The following is a 21,093-nucleotide window of genomic DNA, read 5'->3' as shown; positions in this document are numbered from 1 at the left end:
TGAAATGCAGGTATGAGTTTTATCATATTTTCGTAACTTCTCGGAGTTTAATTTTACCCAAAAGTAAAGTGTATGAGCAAATATGTAACGGCAGCGGAAGCTGTTAAAGTAATAAAGTCAAACGATCGTATTTACGTTCAGGCGGCAGCGGCCACGCCAACTGTTTTGACTAAAGCGTTGGCCGAGCGGGCATCCGAACTGAGAAATGTAGAATTATGCCACCTGCATACCGAAGGAGAAGCGGCTTACGCAAACCCGGAACTGGCAGCAAGTTTTCACGTCAATTCCTTTTTTATCGGGCAAAACGTCCGGCATACGATAGCATCCGGAAACGGATCGTATACACCGGTGTTTTTAAGTGAATTGCCCCATTTGTTCCGGAAGGGGGCTATTCCGTTGGATGTGGTTTTTATTCATGTATCACCACCGGATAGCCATGGCTATTGCTCGTTGGGTGTTTCGGTAGAAGCATCGATTGCCGCGGTGGAAAATTCTAAAATAGTGATTGCTCAGGTCAATCCGAATATGCCGCGAACTTTTGGTGATGGAATTCTACACGTTTCGGAAATCGATTATCTGGTTGAAGTCAATGAACCGATTCACGGGCACGGATCGAAAGAAATTAATCCGGTTGAAGCCAGAATTGGGGAACTGGTAGCCGGACTGATTGAAGATGAAAGCACACTGCAAATGGGAATTGGCTCGATACCCAATGCGGTTCTGGCGCAATTGGTAAATCATAAAAACCTGGGTTTGCATACCGAGATGTTTTCGGATGGGGTAATTGATCTTATTGAAAATGATGTGATCAACTGTAATTTTAAAGGCGTAAACCGCGGCCGGGCTTTAGCAACCTTTTTAATTGGTTCGCAACGGTTGTATGATTTTGTAAATGACAATCCGTTTATTGAAATGCGGGAATCGTCTTATGTGAATGATACTTCTGTTATCCGTAGAAATCCTAAAATGATAGCCATCAATTCGGCGATAGAAGTCGACATTACCGGACAGGTTTGTGCCGATTCGATCGGAGCTAAAATGTATTCGGGTGTTGGAGGTCAGATGGATTTTGTTCGTGGTGCCTCACTCAGTAAAGGAGGAAAAGCGATTATTGCGTTACCATCGGTAACAAAAAGAGGAGAGAGCCGTATCGTACCATATTTAAAACAAGGTGCCGGAGTGGTCACAACCCGTTCGCATGTGCAATATGTGGTTACGGAATATGGTATCGCCGATTTATACGGTAAGACACTAAAACAACGTTCGGACGAACTGGTAAAAATTGCGCATCCGGATCACCGGGAATGGATTGAGAAGGCCTATTATGAACTAAGTCATTTCAAATAAAAATAGAAAAAGCTCCATTCGGAGCTTTTTCTATTTTTGAATCGGATGTAAAAGCGAATGTTGTGTCATCGCAGCCGGTTTTTCGATTCCCATTAACTCTAGTATGGTTGGTGCAATATCGCCTAAAATACCATTGTCGATAAATTGTAATTCCTTGTCTACTAAGATGATAGGAACCGGATTCGTAGTGTGTGCCGTATTGGGTGTACCATCCGGATTGATCATGGTTTCACAATTACCGTGATCAGCAATTACAATAGTAGTATAATCGTTTGCCAAAGCGGTTTCGATGACTTCTTTTACGCAGATGTCAACGGCTTCACAGGCTTTAATCGCGGCTTCCATAACACCGGTATGGCCCACCATATCGCCATTGGCAAAATTCAGACAAACAAAATCCACGTCACCTTTTCGTAATTCCGGGATTAGCGCATCTTTAAGATCGAAGGCACTCATCTCCGGTTTCAGATCATAGGTAGCAACCTTTGGCGACGGACATAAGAGTCGGCTTTCACCTATAAAAGGTTCTTCACGGCCACCGGAAAAGAAAAAGGTAACATGCGGGTATTTTTCCGTTTCGGCAATCCGGATTTGTTTTTTATGGTTTCTCTCCAGGACTTCTCCCAGTGTTTCGGTAATGTTTTCCTTGTCGTAAATGACGTGAACATTTTTATAGGTATCGTCATAATTGGTCATTGTCACATAATACAAATCCAGTTTGTGCATGTTTTGCTCGTGCAGGTCTTTTTGCGACAACACCTCGGTTAACTGACGTCCGCGGTCGGTTCTGAAATTAAAGAAAATCACCACATCACCGTCTTTTACTGTAGCAATCGGATGCTGTTGTTCGTCAACGATAACAATTGGTTCAATAAATTCGTCAGTCACATTATTATGATAACTGGCCAAAACACTTAATACCGGATTGGTAGAAGGTGTGCCTTGTCCGTTTACGATAAGATCATATGCTTTTTTGATACGTTCCCATCTTTTATCGCGATCCATAGCATAATAACGCCCAATAATTGAGGCCAGTTTGGCATTAGAACGGTGTAGGTAATTTTCAAGATCTTCGATATAGCGCGCACCCGATTTCGGATCGACATCACGACCATCGGTAAAAGCGTGCACAAAAACGTTTTGTACTCCCGATTCCTGAGCGGCATCCAACAGACCTCTTAAATGAGACGTATGGGAATGCACACCACCATCGGAAACAAGACCTAAAAAGTGAACCGCTTTATGGTTCTTTTTGGCATAGTCGAAAGCGGCTTGTACTTCTTTTTCGTTATTTAACGTTTTTTTCTGAACGGCCAGATTAATTTTGGCCAGATCCTGGTAAATAATTCTTCCGGCACCAAGGTTCATATGACCCACTTCGGAATTTCCCATCTGACCTTCCGGAAGGCCAACATTTAGACCATCGGTACGTAACGAAGCATTTGGATATCGGGTATAAAGACTGTCAATAAAAGGCGTGTTGGCATTGTCGATTGCTGAAACTTTAGGATCGGGTGATTTTCCCCAACCATCCAGAATCATTAAAATAACTTTCTTTTTCATGTTTTGAACCATTTTTTGGCATTGTTGTAATCAATATAGTAGCGAAAACTAATTGATAGTGTGTTGTTAAGATTGTTGCTTAAAGTGCGCTCTAAATTATCAATAATATTTTTATTTAAGCGTCTTTCGGAGTGAATTGCGTTGTTGCGGTACAAAATTGACAACTGACTACCGGGCGCAAACCACCACGAATAAGATAAATCAAAATTCCAGATTTTAAAATTAGAATTTTGATTCTCGTTATAGGTTGCATTGGGAAGAAAATAACCCTCGTTGGTTAGTGTAAGAAAAGTAAGATTTTCGGCATACGACCAGTAATAACGTGCCTTCAGGTTGATGGTCATTCGGCTGTTAATCGAAAATTTTCCGGTTACAGTATTTTCGATCGTATTTCGGTTTCGGTTCGCAAAGATGATCTGATCAGCATCAAAATCGACCCAGCCTTTTTCGTTATTTTGACGGTTCCAGTCCATTGCGTAAATCAATGTAAACTGATCACTAAAACGATACCGCGGACTAATCCGGATTCCGAAATTCCGACGTTTGTCCTGATCGTAAAAATCTACAAACAAATTGGCATCCAAAGCAAAAGGATAATTATAGTTGGTGGAAATATCAATCCAGTTAAACATATATTTTGGATTATAGACATAGCGTCCGTCTTTGCGAGGCTGGTAAAAATCGAAAGTTTCAAATGGCGACACTAAAAAACCGGCTCCGAAATAATGATTCTTTTTATCGGTAGTTTCCAGATTAAATTCCAGCGAAGCTTCCTGCGGTTTTCCGGTCACATTTTCCAGTTCGGTATAGGTAATCGTACTAATTTTAAAGGTGTTAAAAGTCTTATTCGGATTTAGAATACGGTAACTACCATTAAACGTAAGGTTATGATAGTTGGTCATAAAAATGATTCCCAAATCATTGATGTCGTATTGGTCTGATATATAGGAGGCATTCGTGCTAAAGCGATAGTTGCCGCTGGTTTTCCCAAAGTTGAGATAGGCCGTATATCCGTTTTTATTTCCATCGAAATCATTCACGTGACTAAATTTTACATTTCCGGAAAGATTATAGGTGTTGGCTTTGGTATTCAGGTCGAAAAGGAAAGCACTCACGTTTGCATCCCGAAAAGCACCTTCGCGGATTACGCTGGTATTAACTACTGAGACGGATGAATTTTTGCGGAAACGCTGATCCAGTACCAGAATGTTATAGTTGGCCAAAGGTTCGACCACTTCAGATCGGATGGCTCCGGTTTCGGAATTTCGGATGGTCGCTTCGGCTTTTTCGGTAACCGCATTCATCACACCAATTCCGAGCCCTTTTGATGTCCGACCGGAAATTTTAACGGCATTGATCAGATTGATCCGTGACGGATATTGTTGTATTTCTTCATTTTCGCCAACATCCGGTGAAGTAGACGGCGACCCGCCAATCCTACGGGAATAGAGTAGGCTTCCCTTGTTAAACATATCGGTACCTTCGGTAAAAAAAGGTCGGTTTTCATTAAACTGTTGTTCAAATGGGCCAAGGTTTAGAACTACGTTGTCGAAGGCGGTTTGTCCGAAATCCGGTACAAGAATTGCATCCAGCGTAAACGAATCATTGATTCCGTATTTGATATCCATTCCGGCTTTAAACTCGGTATTGGTACCATTGGCTTTGTTGTTGTTTATGTAATAGGAAGAATAGGGAATCAGAAAGAGACGGGTAGGCGGTTTGATATCCTGAATTCCTTCTAAAATTCCGGCTTGTGTAATTGTATTTCCGATCTTATTATCGATACGATTCCAGGTGAATTTCTGGCGATCCCGACGAATTTCCCTAAAAAAATTCACGCCCCATATTTGTTCTTTTTGTTCGGAAAAACGCAGGGCGGCATATGGAATTTTCATTTCAACCGTCCAGCCATAATCGGTCAGATTGACATTGCTATACCAGATGCCATCCCAGGAATAATCTTCTCCGCTTTCGGTGGCAAGACAATCCATTTGTGTACCGGCGGTACTCACAAAAAAGCGAAAATCCTGTTGCCCGTCGTTATAACCATTAATAAAAATACCGAAAAAATCGGAGGTTCCGAATTTATCTCTTTCGGTGATTTCTTTCACAATTTTAGATGGATCATCATACAGAAAGGCGGCAATATAAATACCGTCGTCATCGTATAAAACCTTTACTTCGGTACGTTTTTCGTAAGGTGCGGAGTTCCCGTTATCGGGTTGAAAGGTGATAAAGCCGGTTGCAGATTCCGCATTTTTCCATTCATTTTCGTTGGGTTTTCCATCGATAATAATAGTGTTTCTAAGCGGTGAAGCCTTAAGTCTTTTTTTATTTTGAAAGTCGGGTGTAACCTCCTGTCCGAAAATAAATGTTGCATTTATGGCAATAAAAACGATAAAAATTACGTTTTTCATTTAATTTTTGAGTTGAAATTAACAAATATACTTTTTTTAATTCTGTTTTGTAAGAATAAATGTTGTTTTAAATGTTAAATTGTGATAAAATGAAATTAAAATGTTAAAGTTAGGGGGTAAATAATAAAAAACATTTGGTTGTTTAAAATTTATCTATATTTTTGGACTCGACACACAGTAATATAATTAATAGAGTATCAATGGCTTATAAAGTTTTGCCGGTTTTGTTCCTTTTTTTGTTGTCTTTTAAACCACTAAGCACAAAGGAAACAGACCCACCAAAGTTAGTAGCGGCCAACGCGAAAGCTTCGTTTGAATTAAAAGTTAAAAATTTATACACAGCGCTCAATCCCCAGACGTTTGCTATGCCAAAACTGGAGAGTTTTTCCAAAGCATTGGAAGGTTTTTACCAGTTGAAAGAACAAGGCCTTATCAAAAAAGATATTTTAACTTTAATCGATTTTAGTTTGTCTTCCGCCCAAAAACGACTTTGGGTGATCGACATGGCTACCAACACTATTTTATTGCAATCGGTAGTATCGCACGGACGTAACAGCGGTGACGAATTTGCTACGCAGTTTTCCAACGAAAACAACTCTTTTATGAGTAGCTTAGGTTTTTACGCTACTGGTGAAGTATATCAGGGTAAACACGGAATGTCTTTACGCCTGGATGGATTGGAATATGGCATCAATGACAATGCGCGCAATCGTGCGGTTGTGATGCACGGTGCTGATTATGCCAATGAAAACATTATTTCAAAACAAGGCCGATTGGGAAGAAGTCAGGGATGTCCTGCTGTTCCGGTTGCCCTTCACAAAGAAATTATCAATTTAATAAAAGAGAAATCCTGTCTTTTTATTTATCACCCGTCACGTAATTATGAGAATAAGTCTAAACTAATCTCGTAATTTGGCGTAGAGTTCGAAATCAAGATCATAAATATCGTTTCTGAATTGAAGCCCGTCTTTGTCCATCCATGCTGTCCAGTACAGCTGATGCACAAAGGTGGGTTTTTTCAATACAATACTTTGCGTTTTATTGGATGCAATCATTTTATCCACACGTTCCTTACTCCAGTTGTTTTCTTCTTTTTCCAGAATAAATCCGGACAACTTAAATGGATCTTCGACACGGATACAGCCCGAACTTAACGCTCTGTTATTGAGTTTAAAGAAATCCCGGTGATTGGTGTCATGCAGATATACCAGATGTTTATTGCTAAAATTAAATTTGATTAATCCTAAAGAATTATTGGATCCCGGTTTTTGTACATAGCGATAATTGTTGGATTTTCCGGCATTCCAATTTTCCGGACTAACCACATTTCCTTTCATATCGTAAATGGTGATTCCGGTTGAGGCAAAATAATTCAGGTTTCTACTGGCCGACGGCGTCAGGTCTTCTTTTAAAATCGTTGGTGGAACCGTCCATGTAGGATTGATCACCAAATTACTGAACTTTGACGATAATACCGGCGTACGTCTTTTGGCGCGTCCCACAACCACCCGGTGATTCTGGATCGTATCGTTGTTGTTGACCAGGTATAAATTAAAATCAGGAATATTAATAATTACATAGCTTTCGCCTAAATCTCTTGGGAACCAACGCCAACGTTCCAAATTGGCTATGATTTGTTTTTTTCGTTGTGCTTTCGAGAGATTCATCGCGGCTACGGTTCCTTTTCCGATTACGCCATCGGGTGTTAAGCCGTGTCGTTTCTGGAATTTTTTTACAGCCGACTGTGTTTTATCGTCGTATATTTTTGTCAGGGAGTCCGGTTTTTTATAATCACCCCAATAGGCCAGTCGCTTTTTGACGTCGATTATAGCTGCATTGGTATCGTTAGGAATCAATTTGTCCTTAACAGCAATATGTTTAAGATTGTCATTGGGCATACTTTCGATTTTGCGAAGCGCATCTTTTAACCTTAAATAGACAATGTGTTGTGGTTTTAAAGAGTCCAGACTTTGCAGAATGGTATGGTTTTTTAGCGCATACTGTAATTTATGACTAAGGTCAATCTCTTTCGGATACATATCCCAATCGGAATATAATTTGGTCGGTTCCAGTTTACCATTATACAAATGGCTGGCCAGTTTATAGAAGATTTCCGTATGAAGGATATCATTTGTGATCCGGTCTTTTTCGGCCAGATTTTTATGATTGTTGTCTTGTTCTGTAATCGTACTAAAGTTATAATCGTCCGGGTTAAGGCCATCTAACTCAATGTTTTTAATGGATTCGGTTAGTGCAGAACGATCCTTTTCCAGCGTCCATACGGTTTTATACAGGTTGTTTTTATAGAATTGTTTTACAACATCGGAACTATTGGCAAAATAAGTAGAATCAATTGCAATAGCTTCGGGAAAAGCAAGCGGCGCCACTTTTACCGTGTCTTTGTGTACAATTTGTTTGTCTGCAATAGCAGCCGGTTCCTTTTTGCAGCCAAAAAGAAACATGGGAACCAATAATAGACAGTAGCGTTGCAACATAGTCATATAAATTTATTCTATAAGTTACGAAAATAATAGTAAACCAGAAAAACGTGTAGGTTTTTATACCATTTTCCTCATAACAAAATGTATGCCGATTGTTGGAATGTCAAAAGCATCACCGACAATTTCATATCCCATTTTTTTATAGAAATCGACAGCAGCTTCCCGCGCATTAAACCAAATGAGGGAACCGTTCTGTTCTTTTATACAGATTTCTGCTTCGCTAACAAGGCGTTCCCCATATCTTTTTTTTTGGAATTCGTTCAAAACTGCCATTCCCCGGAGCTGAAATTGCCCAACCTGAGGAAATAATTTGTGGCAGGAGGCAAAAATGGAAACAATTCCAGCGAGTGTACTGTTGTTGTATAACCCTAAATGCGTAGTTGTTTCCAGATCGTCTCCTTCAAAAATACAACTTTCCAAAGGCCTACCCGGTCGTAAAACCGGCTAACGTACCTGAAAAGTAGTAGTACTGTTGATTTTTTTTACGAAAACCATTTTTGCTCTTCTGAATAAATTCAGATACTATAATTATTTTGACACATAATATAATTATAACTTAGATGCAGGAAAAATGAAATAGTTGCTTCGAAAAAAACTATTTTTTTTAAGTGGTACCCCAAAAGCAATCCTATGTGGCATTTTGAATAGCGATAAAGCCGGAAATTTATTTTTTGGACTGCATTTTAAAGGCATTATAAACCGCCTGGTGAATAACCGTTGCATGGGTTTCATCGGGCATATAATCGAAAATTACTGTTGCATTTTTATGTGATTTGATGGTCTGGTATAGCGCTTCCACTTCCTGATACATTTTCAGATCTTCGGCTTTGCTTGGAGCGCCAATATAGATCGTAACCGGATTTTTTAGATTTTTGGTAAGCAGATCTCCGGCATTTTTTAATAAAACCTGTTCGCCCCACCATAAACTCGGACTAATAATGATATAATTGCTAAACAACTGCGGACGTTTGATTAAAATTTCGGAAGCCATTAATCCGGCCAACGATTCCCCGATAACGGTTTTTTGCTCGTTGGTACGGTAGTTTTTCGTTATATACGGCTGTAATTCTTTTTCAAGAAAATCCATATAGTGTTGCGAACCGCCATATTGCGGAAAGCTACTCTTTTTAAAACCTTCTTTCTCGATAAAATCGATGTTGGTTACGGCAAACGTAAAATCCCGTCTTCGGTTGGTATTTTCAATTCCTACGACAATAGACTCGGGTAAACGATTCACCCACGATTGCGAACTAAAGCGCACGATTCCTGCCAGATGTATAAAATCCTCTTCCATACCGCCGTCAAGGATATAAATTACCGGATATTTGGCATTAGGATCGTCATTATATCCTTCCGGAAGCGTGATATTGATATTTCGGTTTTCATTTAAAATTTTAGAAAATAAAACGTCCGATTTTCCAATGATCAATGATTTGTCCTGGGTTTGTGCAACCATAGTAGTAGCGAGTAGAAGAAAGCAGGCTAGTAGCAGATTTTTTAAGGAGTGTATCATATAATGGTATTTATTTTTTAGTTTGAGTGATTTTTGACGGGTTTCCAAATATCAGGCTTTATTTTTTATTTCAATGCCCAGTAATCGGACAAAAATATCCGAAATAAAAAAGAAAAACATTTATAGCTGTTGAGGCCGGATTATGGTTTTGGCTTGATACGACTCAGCTGAGTGGGTGTAATGCCAAGAAAGGAAGCGATATGATGTTGTTTGAGCCGTGGCAACAGGGCAGCATAGGAATCCAGAAAGATGTTATAACGAATTGTAGCATCATCGGACTTGGTAGAAATTTCCAGCATCTCTTTTTCGATAATCCAGTTTTTTTCCAGATAATTGATGTAAAACAGTGCGATGTCGTGTCGTTCTGCTACTAATGCTTTAAAACGATCGGCCGGAATACTCAGTACAACACTGTCTTCTAAAGCTTCAATCGAAAAATGACCGGGCGTTTGTGTTAGCAATGCCGATGCTGATGCGATAAATGTATTTTCGGGAAAGAATTTTTTAATAACCTTTTCGCCGTTATCCGTCAGGAAATAATAAGCAAAAAGACCTTTTACTACATAGTAGTAGTGTTTGGGAATACTACCTGCGGTTAAAAGCGAACTATTTTTTGGAATGCTGCTTTCGTGGCAAAGTGCTTCCAGTAATGCAATACTTTCGGGTATTAGAATAGCGGTACTTTCAAGATTGGAGCGGAAGGAACTTACAGGCATACGATTTGGGATGTTTTCCATTTTGATAGCACTAAATTACAAAAACAGGAACCAGTATTTTTAAAAAAGTAATTGATTTTAGACCGCCAATTTTTATTTTTTGGTCTTTTTCAGACTATTTTTTGATACAACCGAATAGGGAATTGATGTTGTTAGGAATGCCTTTTCTAAATAGTGACGGACTTAAATAATTGAAAATTAGAAAGCTGCGGTTGGGTGCGGAGCCTTATTTTGTCGGGCCTTTTAAATGGTCGGCACACGGTCGGAAAACGACTATTGGCTATTTTAATTTTTTTTAGAAAAAAATTGCAGGGGAGTAAAATTATTAATTATATTTGCACTCACAAAAGCGGAAGTAGCTCAGTTGGTAGAGCTCCAGCCTTCCAAGCTGGTTGTCGCGAGTTCGAGCCTCGTCTTCCGCTCTGCTAAAAACCTGATGGGGTTTTAAAATCCATTGCATGCGGAAGTAGCTCAGTTGGTAGAGCTCCAGCCTTCCAAGCTGGTTGTCGCGAGTTCGAGCCTCGTCTTCCGCTCTGAAAAAACCTGATGGGGTTTTAAAATCCATTACATGCGGAAGTAGCTCAGTTGGTAGAGCTCCAGCCTTCCAAGCTGGTTGTCGCGAGTTCGAGCCTCGTCTTCCGCTCCATAAAAAAACCGAAACATTTGTTTCGGTTTTTTTGTTTTATACTGGTGCTATTTCAGATTACTTAAATCGCTTTCAGGGGCAATTTCTTCCGGTTCCTGATGCTGACGGAACAAACGCGCATGTAACGCTCCTTTAAGTATGATGGTATTTCCGCTTACTTCCAACCAGCTTCCTTCGCGTAATCCCAATACCGGCTGCGGATTAAAATGATGGAATTCGTTAATGCGGGTCTCTCGGGTTTCGCCCATATGGGTTGAATTAACATCCGGATCCAGATAATGCGGATTGATGTTAAATGATACAAATCCCAGTGTTTTAAAACTCGGTGGATATACAATTGGCATATCGTTCGTCGTTCCCATCGTTAAGCCACAAATATTACTTCCGGCTGAGGTGCCCAGATAAGGTGTTCCGTTTTTTACAGCGGCTTCCAGAGCGTCGATCACTTTGGTTTGATACAATTGTGTTACTAATAAAAATGTATTTCCGCCACCGGTAAAAATACCTTCCGCGGCAGCTATAGCCTCAATCGGATTTTCATATTCGTGAATTCCCTTTACCGCAATATTGATTTTAGAAAATGCCTCGCGTACTTTATCGGTATAAGTGTCATGCGAAATCCCTCCGGGACGGGCATACGGAATAAATAACAGGTTTTTTACATTTTCGAAATGTATAGCCAAAGTCGGTAAAAGATAGTCCAGGTAACTTCCGTTGTGAAGGGTGGAAGTACTGGCAATTATAAGTTTTTTCATGTTGTTGGGTTCGGTTTGGGTCAAAGATACATTTAATTACAAAAAGAAAGTCAAATGTGAAATTCTCGCTTTTAACAAATTTTTACAATGTTGTTGGCAATAAATTTGGAGAATAAGCAAATATTTTTACCCAATATATTCGAATTTATTACGAACTCACCTTTTTGCATGAAACAAAAACTACTATTTTTTTTATTGATGTGTACCACGCTGCTTACAGCGCAAAATGAAAAACCGCTAAAAGGGAAGCTAATAGCTGAAAACAACAGCGATATAGAAGGAATTTCAATTGTAAATCTAACTACGGAAAAGCAAGTGTTGTCTCGTAAAGACGGATCGTTTTTGATCAATGCTGCGGCCGGAGACGTCGTGCAATTTTCGTCTATTCAATATGAAGAAAAAAAGATAACCGTCAAAGAAATTGATTTTGAAGATGGAGAACTATTACTAAAAATGGTAGCCAAAGTGAACAAATTAAACGAAGTCTATATTGAAAAGAGTGGCATTACTTCCGAAAAACTGGGGATTGTACCGATGGGACAAAAACAATATACGGCAGCCGAACGGAAGTTAAAAACGGCGGGTGATTTTAAACCGATTCAGTTGCTGAATATATTAGGAGGCGGTGTGTCGGTAGATGCGATCGTTAATAAGATATCCGGAAAAACCGCGCAACTTAAAAAAGAGCTGGTGGTAGAGCGCCGCGAAATGTTAATGGATCGCTTAAAAGGCTGGTTTCAGGAACCTTTTGTGACGGATGAACTTAAAATTCCGCAGGAAAATACCGATGGGTTTTGGTTGTATGCGATGGAGGATGCCGGTTTTAAAAAAGCGGTTAATGAAAAGAATAAGACTTTGGCGACTTTTTTACTAACGGAGCTGGCTGTAAAATATAAAAAATTAATTTCCGAATAAATGTCCGGTAAAAAAGCATATTGCGAAAAGGCGCAGCAAATGAATAAGATTTTTCCTTTGATTTTATTGGTAATTTCTGTAACTTCATACGCACAGAATATAAAAGTCCTGAAAGGGAAAGTTATGGCGGCTACATCGGAGTTGGACGGGATTCACGTGATCAATAAACGAACGGAAAAAGCGGTAGTGACAGAAAAAGGCGGCTTTTTTTCAATAATGGCACAACCGAATGACACGCTTATTTTTTCGGCGGTTCAGTTTAAAGGACGGCAAATCCGACTGGAGGAAAAGGATTTTAACGAAGAGTTGTTCTATGTCAAATTAGACGTGATGGTACGCCAGTTAAAAGAGGTGGTGATCAATGAATATGGAAATATCAATTCGGAAAGTTTGGGATTGGTTCCGAGAGGACAGAAAAGATACACACCGGCCGAAAGAAAATTAAAAACAGCCACCGGAACCGACGCACAAATAGGTACGAATACGGTTGTAGGTCTTGATCCATTGTTAAACTGGTTTTCCGGTCGGACATCGATGCTGAAAAAAGAAGTTGAAATTGAGAAAAAAGAACTGTTCCGACAGAAGTTGGAAGGGATGTATGACGAAGAGTATTTTGTGAATACCTTAAAAATTCCACAGGAATATGTACAGGGATTTATCTTTTATGCTGTCGAAAACGAACGATTTACTGCAGCGATAAAAGCGAAAAATAAAACGCTGGCTACATTTTATCTGAATGAACTGGCCGTTCAATACCGAAAAATAATTACAGATGAAAAATAAACTGTTGCTTATCCTGTTGTTACTGACTTTTCAGGCGTTTTCACAAACCACTACCCGGGAACTGCTAAAAGGTCAGATACAAATCGATAGTCTTGATGCCGAAAATATTACGATTCTGAACACGGCAACCCGCATTAAAACGAATACCGGTAAAATGGGTGAATTCGAAATTTATGCCCGGGCAAAAGATACACTGGTTTTTTCGAGCCTATCGTTTAGTCCGCTGATGGTCGTATTGGAAAAAAGAGATTTCGACATGCAAATTCTTCGGATCCGACTTACCGTCGAGGTAAACCAGCTAAACGAAGTAATTGTAAAACGACTTTCCGGTGATTTGGAACGGGATACCCGAAAATTAAAAGATCGAAGCCAGCGGATAGCCGTATCGGAGAATACCTTATTTCAGACCGATTTTAAAACCGATTACCTGACCAGACCAACCACACCGCCGGTAATCCCTAATATGAGTCCGTTAATGGGCGTCGACTTTATTAAGGTGGGAGAAATGATGGGACGCCTCTTCAAATCCAAACGCAAAACCGATACCGGAACTGCAACTTTTGTAACCGATAAGATTTTTGCTGATGCGGTACGAGAAAGAGTTTCAACGCCGTTTTTTACCGATGTTTTAAAACTTAAAAAAGACAATATCGGTCCATTTTTAACCTATTGCGATCAGGGCGCACTTACTCGCGAATTATTGGAGCCGCAACACGAATTTGAACTGATCGATTATCTGATCAGTAAAAGTAAAACGTATCAACAGGCGAAAAAGAAATAATACTATCTTTGGAGGATGACAAAGTTGTTGCGATACGGTTTTTTATTCCTGTTATTGTTGAGTCTTAGTGCGGCGGGATTTCATAAATTCTATGTCTCTATTTATCAGGTCAACTATGTGACGGAAAAAAAAGCCCTGCAGATAACCGCGCGGATTTTTACGGACGATTTGGAAAAAGCCCTGGAACGAAAAGTAAAGAAAAAGATTTATCTGGCCACTACAAAAGAAGCACCGGAAGCAGAAGAACTTTTAAAAAAATACCTGACCGATAAACTGCATATCCGCATTAATAATACGGAAAAGGCGATCCGGTTTCTAGGGCGGGAAATCGAAGACGATGTTGTGATTTGTTATCTGACGGTACCGGTAACCGAAAAAATTACATCGGTAGAAGTATACAATACGGCATTGACGGAAATATATCCGGACCAGCAAAATATCATTCATACGAATATAAATAGTAACAAAAAGAGTCTTTTGCTGACCAATAGTAATCCAAAAGAAAAAATTGAATATTAGACTGTTATAATCATGAAAAAATCGGCATCTGTTTTTTCAATACTGGCTTTGGCAATTCCCTTGATGACCATGGGCCAGGATACAAAAAATTCGGGTAAAAGAGAACCCGGACATTACGACACGAACAAGTTTAGCCAGATGTATACCCAGATGGCAACTCCAAACATGTTCCGTACCGCATCCGGTGCACCCGGCCCGGCCTACTATCAGCAACAGGCAGATTATAAAATAAAAGTTGAACTCGACGATAAAAATACCCGTCTGAGCGGCGAAGAAACCATTACCTATTATAACAATTCACCTGATCCGTTGGATTATTTATGGGTGCAATTGGATCAGAACGAAAAGAAACCTGATTCCAAATCGCCATTGGTAGAAAACCAGCGAATGGATGGCGCGATGACGCCCGACGGATTCACGAAGAAATTCATGCAACAACCGTTTCAAGGTGGTTATAACATCGAATTTGTAAAAGACGCCAAAGGGAATCCGATGAAATATACGATCAATCAAACCATGATGCGTATTGATCTGGATAAAACCCTTAAAAAAGGTGAAAAAATCTCGTTTTCGATAAAATGGTGGTACAACATCAATAATTATAGAGTGGACGGAGGTCGTTCGGGATACGAACATTTTGATAAAGATGGAAACAACCTGTATGTAATTGCGCAGTTTTATCCGCGTATGGCCGTTTATAACGACGTAGAAGGATGGCAAAACATGCAGTTTTGGGGCGAAGGAGAATTTGCCTTGCCGTTTGGTAACTTTGAAGTAAGTATAACCGTTCCGGCCGATCACGTAATGGAAGCCACCGGTGAACTGCAAAATCGCAAAGAGGTTTTTACAACCGAACAGCTAAAACGCTATCAACAGGCCGAAAGCTCCTATGACAACCCGGTTGTCGTAGTGACGCAGGCCGAAGCCGAACAACGCTCCAAAACCGTTTCGGATCAGAAAAAGACATGGAAATTTAAAGCGACCAATGTACGGGACTTTGCTTTTTCGACGTCGCGAAAATTTATTTACGATGCGATGGCGGTAAAAATTGGCGGTAAAAATGTTATGGCCATTTCCTTATATCCACCGGAAGCGAATCCGCTATGGGAACAGTATTCTACTCGTGTAGTAGCGCATACGCTAAAAAGTTATTCCAGCTATACCTTTGATTATCCGTATCCGAAAGCCGTTTCCATTTCGGCCGAAGATCAGGGAATGGAATACCCGATGATCTGTTGGAATTATGGGCGTCCCGATGAAAAAGGCTTTGTGAGCGACCGATTAAAATACGGAATGATGGGCGTAATTATCCACGAAGTAGGACATAACTTTTTCCCGATGATCGTTAATTCCGACGAACGCCAGTGGACCTGGATGGACGAAGGTTTAAACACCTTTCTGGAATACCTTACCGAACAAAGTTGGGATAAAAACTTCCCGTCAAGCAGAGGGCCGGCAGCTAAAATCGTACCGTATATGAGTGGTGATCAACGATTTTTGGAGCCGATTATGTCCAATTCGGAAACCATCCATCAGTTTGGTGCCAATGCCTACGCGAAACCAGCTACCGGATTAAATATACTACGCGAAACCATTATGGGACATGAGTTGTTTGATCATGCATTTAGAACCTATGCCAACCGTTGGAAATTCAAGCATCCGACACCGGAAGATTTTTTCCGTACGATGGAAGACGCTTCGGCTGTTGATCTGGATTGGTTCTGGAAAGGGTGGTTTTACTCGACCGATTATGTCGATATTGGAATCAAAAATGTAAAACAATTCTATGTGTCGGAAGAGCCAACCAAAGAAATGAAAGATTTTGCGGCCAAAAGAGGACGTTTTCTAAAAGACAATGGACCATTTGTGTATTTGGTATCCGATAGTAGTGAAGATTTTAAACCGGGCATGAAAAAACCGTTTGTCATTCAGGATGTAAAACTACTGAATGACTATGTGGAAACCTTGTCACCGGAAGATCGAAAAAGTCTGAAAACACCGAAATATTTTTATGAAGTCGAATTCGAAAAACCAGGAGGAATGATGATGCCGATCCTTGTGGATTTGGAATTTGAAGACGGAACGATCGAAAATCACGTATTTCCGGTACAAATCTGGCGCAAAGGAAACGAAGTGGTAAAACGCGTTTTTGCGACCGAAAAACCGGTTAAAAAAATACAATTGGATCCGAAACTACAAACTGCCGATATCGATGTAACCAACAACGTATGGCCGAAAGAAGCACCAAAATCGAAGTTTGATCAGTTTGAAAAAAACTAATAGAAGCACTCGAAAGAGTGCTTTTGTGTTAATAAAAGTCAAAAACCCGGAAATAAAACCGGAACTTCGTAAATTTGCTACTTATAACTTTCAAACTTATAGACCATGTTTGGTATCGGAGGCGGAGAAATATTCCTTATTATATTAGTCGTTTTAATGTTATTTGGTTCGGATAAAGTGCCGGAAATCGCAAGAACCCTTGGGAAAGGGATGGCGCAGATTAAGCACGCAACCAACGACATTAAAAACGAAATTCAGAAAAGTGCCGAAGAAAATGGCCTGACCAAAGACTTGGATTTTACCAAAGACTTGGACATGGATCTGACCGGAGGTATTCGAAAAGAAATCGACAAAGCTAAAGAGGACATTGAAGATATTTCCGGACCGATAAAACGACAAATGTAATTTTGGAGCATTTAATTCAACTTGATAAACAACTACTGGTTTTTTTAAATAGTCTGGGTTCCGAACGTTTTGACGGACTCTGGCTGATCATTACCAAACAAGCCTATTGGACACCAATATTTCTGTATGTATTCTACCTGTTGTACAAAAAACTGGGTTGGAAACATATGCTATTGGTGATTTTTTCACTAGCTTTATTGATTGCATTTACCGATCAGATGACAAATCTGGTAAAAAACAGCGTACAGCGTTTGCGTCCGTGTAACGATCCGGAAACCAAAGACATTATCCGTCTGGTTAAACAAAGTTCGTCGTTTAGTTATTTTTCGGGACATGCAGCCAACTCACTGGCATCGACTACGTTTATCGTATTGATTCTACGGAAATACTATAAATATGCGTTTTTGTTTTTCCTCTTCCCGTTGATTTTTGCGTATAGCCGTATTTACCTTGGATTGCATTTCCCGGGTGACATTCTTTCCGGTTATATTTTCGGAATGGGAACCGGTTATTTGTTTTCAAAAATATATGAAGTCTATCGGAAAAAATACTTTCCGGATAGTATATAAAATCAGACCTGACAGGTTTTTTGCAAACCGCTGAGAAACCTGTCAGGTCTAGAGTATATAAAAAGAAAGGGATAACATTGAACTGCCCCCAAAAAGTTAGACACTATTTGGGGGCATTTTTTATGGAAAGAAAAGTCAAGTACAATTATGAATTTAAACTTCATTGTGTAGAAGAAGTATTAAATAAAAACCGCTCAAAGGGCTCAGTTGCTCAGGAGCAAGAAATTAGTAAAACTAATCTTGGAAGATGGATAAACTTCTATCTTAAGTATGGAAAAGAAGGTCTGTTATCCCGTAAGAATCAGAATTACAGTTCCGATTTTAAGCTAAAAGTTATACGTACCATTGATCAGAAGTGTTTATCTTTGAGTCAGGCCTGTTTATTTTTCAACATTCCCAATGATGGGATAATCTTGGCCTGGCAGCGTCAATTTAAAAACCATGGCGCACCAGGTTTAGTACAAAAACCAAAAGGAAAACCCATATCGATGACTTACAAAAGAGCTAAAAAGAAATCCGATAAACCTTTGACCAGAGAAGAAGAGCTTTTACTGGAAAATGAATCTTTACGTGCTCAAGTAGCCTATTTAAAAAAGTTACAAGCCTTAATTCAAGCAGAAGAAGCCGAGCAAAACAAAAGGCACAAACCATAGAGGAATTAAGGCATAACCATGATCTATCTCTTTTATTGGATCATGCAAATATGGCACGGATTAGTTATTATTATCATCAAAAGAGAAACGCTGTTATTGACAAATATACAGAGCTTAAAGAGTTGATTAAATCGATCTATCATTCTCATAAAGGTCGTCTGGGCTATCGCCGTATCACTCTTGAGATAAGGAATAAAGGTTTTGTAATTAATCACAAGACTGTATTGAAACTAATGAAAGTTTTAGGGCTTAAGAGTTTAATAAGAGTTAAGAAATATAAATCGTATAAAGGAGAACATGGCAAGATAGCACCTAATATATTACAACGGAATTTTAAAGCAGAACAACCCAATCAAAAATGGGCAACTGATATAACCGAATTCAATGTAAAGGGAAAGAAGCTATACTTGTCTCCTGTCATTGATCTATTTAATGGAGAAATAATAAGCTATGAATTATCAGAAAGGCCAAATTTTGAACAGGTCACTAATATGCTTAAAAAGTCATTTAGGAAAATAGCAGATAATACTGGGCTTATATTGCACTCTGATCAAGGATGGCAATACCAAATGAAACAATATCAAAGATTATTGAAGGACAAGGGAGTTACTCAAAGTATGTCAAGAAAAGGGAATTGCTTAGACAATGCTGTTATAGAAAACTTTTTTGGTATTATTAAATCAGAGTTGTTTTATCTTCAAAAGTTTAAATCAACAGAACATTTAAAACAAGAGCTTAAAAAGTACATAAGCTATTACAATAACAATAGAATTAAACTTAATTTAAATGGAATGAGCCCGGTGAAATACCGAGCTCATTATTGTCAAATTTAATTATAAATTTGTCTAACTTTTTGGGAGCACTCTACATTGTTATCCCTTTTATTTTTTAAAGAACTCGGCTCACGGTAAGTCCGTCGCGAATTGGTAATAAAACCGTTTCGACTCTTGGATCGTCTTTTAGCAGCTGGTTGTACTCCAGTAATATTTTGGTACTCTTATCATTGGCTTTTACCGTTTCCAGAATTTTACCGGACCACAATACATTGTCCGATAAAATCACCCCGCCTTTATTCATCAACGGAACGATCATCTGGAAATAGTTGATATAGTTTTCTTTATCGGCATCAATAAAAACCAGATCAAATTTTTTATTTAACGTCGGAATAATCTCCAAAGCATTCCCCAAATGTTGGTAAATCTGGTCTTTCCATTCCGATTGATCAAAATATTTGCGTTGGAAATCGAATAACTCCTCGTTGATATCGATAGTATCCAAAGTACCGTTTTCAACCAACCCTTCGGCCAGACATAACGCGGCATAACCGGTATAGGTTCCGATTTCCAGAATAGCCTTCGGGCGAATCAATTTGGAAAGTATACTCAAAACGCGCCCTTGAAAATGGCCGCTCAACATACGGGGTTGCAGGATTTTCTGATGGGTTTCCTTATTTAAGGCGGCCAGCAAAGCCGGTTCGTTTTCGGAATGTGCCGCTACATAATCTTCTAAAGTCTCGGAGATAAAATGCATAACGTAAATTTTTTACAAAATTACAAATTACCAAAAGCAGAAACGGCCAATTATACAAATAGTTACTAACTTTGTGCCATGCAAACGGAAAAGAAAGATATTAGAGCGTTAAGTAAAGAGCAGTTACGCGATTTTTTTGTAGCTCAGGGCGATAAAGCATTTCGCGGGAACCAGGTATACGAATGGCTATGGAATAAAGGCGCGCATAAATTTGACGATATGACCAATGTCGCCAAAGCAACGCGGCAGATGTTGGAGGATAATTTTGTGATCAATCATATTAAGGTTGATCAGATGCAACGTAGTGAAGACGGTACGGTAAAAAATGCGGTTCGTTTACACGATGGATTGATAGTGGAAAGTGTTCTGATTCCGACGGAAACGCGAACAACAGCTTGCGTATCCAGTCAGGTGGGATGTAGTCTGGATTGTAACTTCTGTGCTACAGCGCGTTTAAAACGAATGCGAAACCTGAATCCGGATGAGATTTACGATCAGGTTGTGGCAATCGACAACGAAAGCAAACTTTATTTCGACCGTCCGTTGTCGAATATTGTATTTATGGGAATGGGAGAACCCTTGATGAACTACAATAATGTAATGAAAGCGATCGACATGATCACTTCTCCGGAAGGTCTGGGAATGTCGCCAAAACGAATTACCGTTTCGACGTCTGGGATTCCGAAGATGATCAAAAAACTGGCGGATGATGAAGTAAAATTCAAACTGGCTGTTTCATTACACTCGGCCGTCGATGAAATCCGTTCGCAGATCATGCCTTTTTCTGAAAATTTCCCGTTAAAAGATCTACGCGAAAGTCTGGAATACTGGTATTCCAAAACCAAAAGTCGTGTAACCTACGAGTATGTGGTGTGGAAAGGGATCAATGACGATAAAAAATCGATCGATGCGTTGGTTAAATTTTGTAAATACGTACCGTGTAAAGTAAACCTGATTGAATACAACCCAATCGATGATGGTGAATTTCAACAGGCTCCGGCAGCGGCAATCGAAGCCTATATTAGCGCGTTGGAACGAAACGATATTGTAGCAAAAGTACGACGAAGCCGTGGAAAAGATATCGATGCGGCTTGCGGTCAGTTGGCCAACAAAGAAGCAGAAGCATAAAAAAAGCCCCTTTAAGGGGCTTTTTCAATGGTAATAACCATGTAATCTAAAGTGATAATCGAAGTTTCTTTT

The 21,093-nt window shown here is 39.5% G+C and carries 20 protein-coding genes and 3 tRNA genes; 15 read left to right on the top strand and 8 right to left on the bottom strand.

Going from position 1 to position 21,093, the window contains the following annotated elements:
• Positions 1 to 72: 72 nt before the first annotated feature.
• On the top strand, positions 73 to 1,347 hold the full coding sequence (locus ABFU83_RS12635) for an acetyl-CoA hydrolase/transferase C-terminal domain-containing protein (RefSeq protein WP_347066404.1): 1,275 nt from the start codon (positions 73 to 75) through the stop codon (positions 1,345 to 1,347).
• 30 nt (positions 1,348 to 1,377) lie between these two features.
• Here ABFU83_RS12635 and gpmI read toward each other — a convergent pair whose 3' ends face one another.
• Together gpmI and ABFU83_RS12625 are read right to left on the bottom strand one after the other, a co-directional pair.
• On the bottom strand, positions 1,378 to 2,910 hold the full coding sequence (gene gpmI, locus ABFU83_RS12630; protein ID WP_347066402.1) for a 2,3-bisphosphoglycerate-independent phosphoglycerate mutase: 1,533 nt from the start codon (positions 2,908 to 2,910) through the stop codon (positions 1,378 to 1,380).
• Positions 2,907 to 5,327: a DUF5916 domain-containing protein gene (locus ABFU83_RS12625; protein ID WP_347066400.1), complete on the bottom strand. Its 2,421-nt coding sequence runs from the start codon at positions 5,325 to 5,327 to the stop codon at positions 2,907 to 2,909. The genes gpmI and ABFU83_RS12625 overlap by 4 nt, the downstream gene beginning before the upstream one ends.
• A 200-nt stretch (positions 5,328 to 5,527) precedes the next feature.
• Between ABFU83_RS12625 and ABFU83_RS12620 the strand changes: the two genes are divergently transcribed.
• Positions 5,528 to 6,238, top strand: coding sequence for a murein L,D-transpeptidase catalytic domain family protein (locus tag ABFU83_RS12620; protein WP_347066398.1), 711 nt, complete (start codon positions 5,528 to 5,530; stop codon positions 6,236 to 6,238).
• On the opposite strand, the gene ABFU83_RS12615 is transcribed toward ABFU83_RS12620, so the two are convergent.
• The 4 genes from ABFU83_RS12615 to ABFU83_RS12600 all read right to left on the bottom strand — a co-directional run bounded on the left by ABFU83_RS12615 (position 6,227) and on the right by ABFU83_RS12600 (position 10,078).
• The gene (locus ABFU83_RS12615; RefSeq protein ID WP_347066396.1) at positions 6,227 to 7,822 is read right to left on the bottom strand and encodes a L,D-transpeptidase family protein; all 1,596 of its coding nucleotides are present in this window, start codon (positions 7,820 to 7,822) and stop codon (positions 6,227 to 6,229) included. The two genes, ABFU83_RS12620 and ABFU83_RS12615, sit on opposite strands and share 12 nt — an antisense overlap.
• Positions 7,823 to 7,885: 63 nt before the next feature.
• Entirely contained in the window at positions 7,886 to 8,248 is a 363-nt protein-coding gene (locus ABFU83_RS12610) for a GNAT family N-acetyltransferase (RefSeq protein WP_347066394.1), read from the bottom strand.
• A 244-nt stretch (positions 8,249 to 8,492) separates the two neighbouring features.
• Positions 8,493 to 9,341 carry an alpha/beta hydrolase-fold protein gene (locus ABFU83_RS12605; protein WP_347066392.1) on the bottom strand — a complete coding sequence of 283 codons (849 nt, stop codon included), beginning with the start codon at positions 9,339 to 9,341 and terminating at the stop codon, positions 8,493 to 8,495.
• Between the two features lie 140 nt (positions 9,342 to 9,481).
• Positions 9,482 to 10,078, bottom strand: coding sequence for a Crp/Fnr family transcriptional regulator (locus ABFU83_RS12600; RefSeq protein ID WP_347066390.1), 597 nt, complete (start codon positions 10,076 to 10,078; stop codon positions 9,482 to 9,484).
• Between the two features lie 328 nt (positions 10,079 to 10,406).
• Between ABFU83_RS12600 and ABFU83_RS12595 the strand changes: the two genes are divergently transcribed.
• The 3 genes from ABFU83_RS12595 (at position 10,407) to ABFU83_RS12585 (ending at position 10,703) form a co-directional block, all read left to right on the top strand.
• Positions 10,407 to 10,479: transfer RNA gene (locus ABFU83_RS12595), tRNA-Gly, on the top strand.
• A 38-nt stretch (positions 10,480 to 10,517) separates the two neighbouring features.
• A tRNA-Gly gene (locus tag ABFU83_RS12590) sits at positions 10,518 to 10,590 on the top strand.
• Positions 10,591 to 10,627: 37 nt separating this feature from the next.
• A tRNA-Gly gene (locus tag ABFU83_RS12585) sits at positions 10,628 to 10,703 on the top strand.
• A 47-nt stretch (positions 10,704 to 10,750) separates the two neighbouring features.
• Here ABFU83_RS12585 and pepE read toward each other — a convergent pair.
• A complete protein-coding gene (gene pepE, locus ABFU83_RS12580) occupies positions 10,751 to 11,458 on the bottom strand; it encodes a dipeptidase PepE (RefSeq protein WP_347066388.1) in 708 nt (235 codons plus the stop codon).
• Positions 11,459 to 11,626: 168 nt separating this feature from the next.
• Between pepE and ABFU83_RS12575 the strand changes: the two genes are divergently transcribed.
• The 9 genes from ABFU83_RS12575 to ABFU83_RS12535 all read left to right on the top strand — a co-directional run bounded on the left by ABFU83_RS12575 (position 11,627) and on the right by ABFU83_RS12535 (position 19,196).
• Positions 11,627 to 12,373, top strand: a complete 747-nt coding sequence (locus ABFU83_RS12575) for a hypothetical protein (RefSeq protein ID WP_347066387.1) — start codon at positions 11,627 to 11,629, stop codon at positions 12,371 to 12,373.
• A 39-nt stretch (positions 12,374 to 12,412) separates the two neighbouring features.
• Positions 12,413 to 13,156, top strand: a complete 744-nt coding sequence (locus tag ABFU83_RS12570; protein WP_347066385.1) for a hypothetical protein — start codon at positions 12,413 to 12,415, stop codon at positions 13,154 to 13,156.
• Positions 13,146 to 13,937 carry a hypothetical protein gene (locus ABFU83_RS12565; protein ID WP_347066383.1) on the top strand — a complete coding sequence of 264 codons (792 nt, stop codon included), beginning with the start codon at positions 13,146 to 13,148 and terminating at the stop codon, positions 13,935 to 13,937. Before ABFU83_RS12570 ends, ABFU83_RS12565 begins: the two co-directional genes overlap by 11 nt.
• A 15-nt stretch (positions 13,938 to 13,952) precedes the next feature.
• Positions 13,953 to 14,456 carry a DUF6702 family protein gene (locus ABFU83_RS12560; RefSeq protein WP_347066381.1) on the top strand — a complete coding sequence of 168 codons (504 nt, stop codon included), beginning with the start codon at positions 13,953 to 13,955 and terminating at the stop codon, positions 14,454 to 14,456.
• 12 nt (positions 14,457 to 14,468) lie between these two features.
• A complete protein-coding gene (locus tag ABFU83_RS12555; protein ID WP_347066380.1) occupies positions 14,469 to 16,736 on the top strand; it encodes a M1 family metallopeptidase in 2,268 nt (755 codons plus the stop codon).
• Positions 16,737 to 16,841: 105 nt separating this feature from the next.
• Positions 16,842 to 17,141, top strand: a complete 300-nt coding sequence (locus tag ABFU83_RS12550; protein WP_347066378.1) for a twin-arginine translocase TatA/TatE family subunit — start codon at positions 16,842 to 16,844, stop codon at positions 17,139 to 17,141.
• Positions 17,141 to 17,710: a phosphatase PAP2 family protein gene (locus ABFU83_RS12545; protein ID WP_347070217.1), complete on the top strand. Its 570-nt coding sequence runs from the start codon at positions 17,141 to 17,143 to the stop codon at positions 17,708 to 17,710. Before ABFU83_RS12550 ends, ABFU83_RS12545 begins: the two co-directional genes overlap by 1 nt.
• Before the next feature lie 122 nt (positions 17,711 to 17,832).
• Positions 17,833 to 18,363 carry a transposase gene (locus ABFU83_RS12540; RefSeq protein ID WP_347066376.1) on the top strand — a complete coding sequence of 177 codons (531 nt, stop codon included), beginning with the start codon at positions 17,833 to 17,835 and terminating at the stop codon, positions 18,361 to 18,363.
• Positions 18,273 to 19,196 carry an IS3 family transposase gene (locus ABFU83_RS12535; RefSeq protein ID WP_347070199.1) on the top strand — a complete coding sequence of 308 codons (924 nt, stop codon included), beginning with the start codon at positions 18,273 to 18,275 and terminating at the stop codon, positions 19,194 to 19,196. Before ABFU83_RS12540 ends, ABFU83_RS12535 begins: the two co-directional genes overlap by 91 nt.
• A gap of 55 nt (positions 19,197 to 19,251) precedes the next feature.
• Here ABFU83_RS12535 and ABFU83_RS12530 read toward each other — a convergent pair whose 3' ends face one another.
• Positions 19,252 to 19,893 (bottom strand): O-methyltransferase, encoded by a 642-nt coding sequence (locus ABFU83_RS12530; protein WP_347066374.1) that lies wholly within the window; start codon positions 19,891 to 19,893, stop codon positions 19,252 to 19,254.
• A 78-nt stretch (positions 19,894 to 19,971) separates the two neighbouring features.
• Here ABFU83_RS12530 and rlmN point away from each other — a divergent pair, with 78 nt between their 5' ends.
• Positions 19,972 to 21,021, top strand: a complete 1,050-nt coding sequence (gene rlmN / locus ABFU83_RS12525) for a 23S rRNA (adenine(2503)-C(2))-methyltransferase RlmN (RefSeq protein WP_347066372.1) — start codon at positions 19,972 to 19,974, stop codon at positions 21,019 to 21,021.
• The last annotated feature ends 72 nt before the right edge of the window (positions 21,022 to 21,093 follow it).

Source organism: Flavobacterium sp. WV_118_3, assembly GCF_039778605.1.
Taxonomy (GTDB): domain Bacteria; phylum Bacteroidota; class Bacteroidia; order Flavobacteriales; family Flavobacteriaceae; genus Flavobacterium.
Note: the sequence above shows the minus strand (reverse complement) of the source record. Positions and strands in the feature narration are given on the sequence as shown.

Bases quoted from the DNA above. Each gene is read 5' to 3' on its own strand.
- ABFU83_RS12635 (WP_347066404.1), top strand. From the start codon at position 73: ATGAGCAAATATGTAACGGCAGCGGAAGCTGTTAAAGTAATAAAGTCA.
- gpmI (WP_347066402.1), bottom strand. From the start codon at position 2,910: ATGAAAAAGAAAGTTATTTTAATGATTCTGGATGGTTGGGGAAAATCA.
- ABFU83_RS12625 (WP_347066400.1), bottom strand. From the start codon at position 5,327: ATGAAAAACGTAATTTTTATCGTTTTTATTGCCATAAATGCAACATTT.
- ABFU83_RS12620 (WP_347066398.1), top strand. From the start codon at position 5,528: ATGGCTTATAAAGTTTTGCCGGTTTTGTTCCTTTTTTTGTTGTCTTTT.
- ABFU83_RS12615 (WP_347066396.1), bottom strand. From the start codon at position 7,822: ATGTTGCAACGCTACTGTCTATTATTGGTTCCCATGTTTCTTTTTGGC.
- ABFU83_RS12605 (WP_347066392.1), bottom strand. From the start codon at position 9,341: ATGATACACTCCTTAAAAAATCTGCTACTAGCCTGCTTTCTTCTACTC.
- ABFU83_RS12600 (WP_347066390.1), bottom strand. From the start codon at position 10,078: ATGGAAAACATCCCAAATCGTATGCCTGTAAGTTCCTTCCGCTCCAAT.
- pepE (WP_347066388.1), bottom strand. From the start codon at position 11,458: ATGAAAAAACTTATAATTGCCAGTACTTCCACCCTTCACAACGGAAGT.
- ABFU83_RS12575 (WP_347066387.1), top strand. From the start codon at position 11,627: ATGAAACAAAAACTACTATTTTTTTTATTGATGTGTACCACGCTGCTT.
- ABFU83_RS12570 (WP_347066385.1), top strand. From the start codon at position 12,413: ATGAATAAGATTTTTCCTTTGATTTTATTGGTAATTTCTGTAACTTCA.
- ABFU83_RS12565 (WP_347066383.1), top strand. From the start codon at position 13,146: ATGAAAAATAAACTGTTGCTTATCCTGTTGTTACTGACTTTTCAGGCG.
- ABFU83_RS12560 (WP_347066381.1), top strand. From the start codon at position 13,953: ATGACAAAGTTGTTGCGATACGGTTTTTTATTCCTGTTATTGTTGAGT.
- ABFU83_RS12555 (WP_347066380.1), top strand. From the start codon at position 14,469: ATGAAAAAATCGGCATCTGTTTTTTCAATACTGGCTTTGGCAATTCCC.
- ABFU83_RS12550 (WP_347066378.1), top strand. From the start codon at position 16,842: ATGTTTGGTATCGGAGGCGGAGAAATATTCCTTATTATATTAGTCGTT.
- ABFU83_RS12540 (WP_347066376.1), top strand. From the start codon at position 17,833: ATGGAAAGAAAAGTCAAGTACAATTATGAATTTAAACTTCATTGTGTA.
- ABFU83_RS12530 (WP_347066374.1), bottom strand. From the start codon at position 19,893: ATGCATTTTATCTCCGAGACTTTAGAAGATTATGTAGCGGCACATTCC.
- rlmN (WP_347066372.1), top strand. From the start codon at position 19,972: ATGCAAACGGAAAAGAAAGATATTAGAGCGTTAAGTAAAGAGCAGTTA.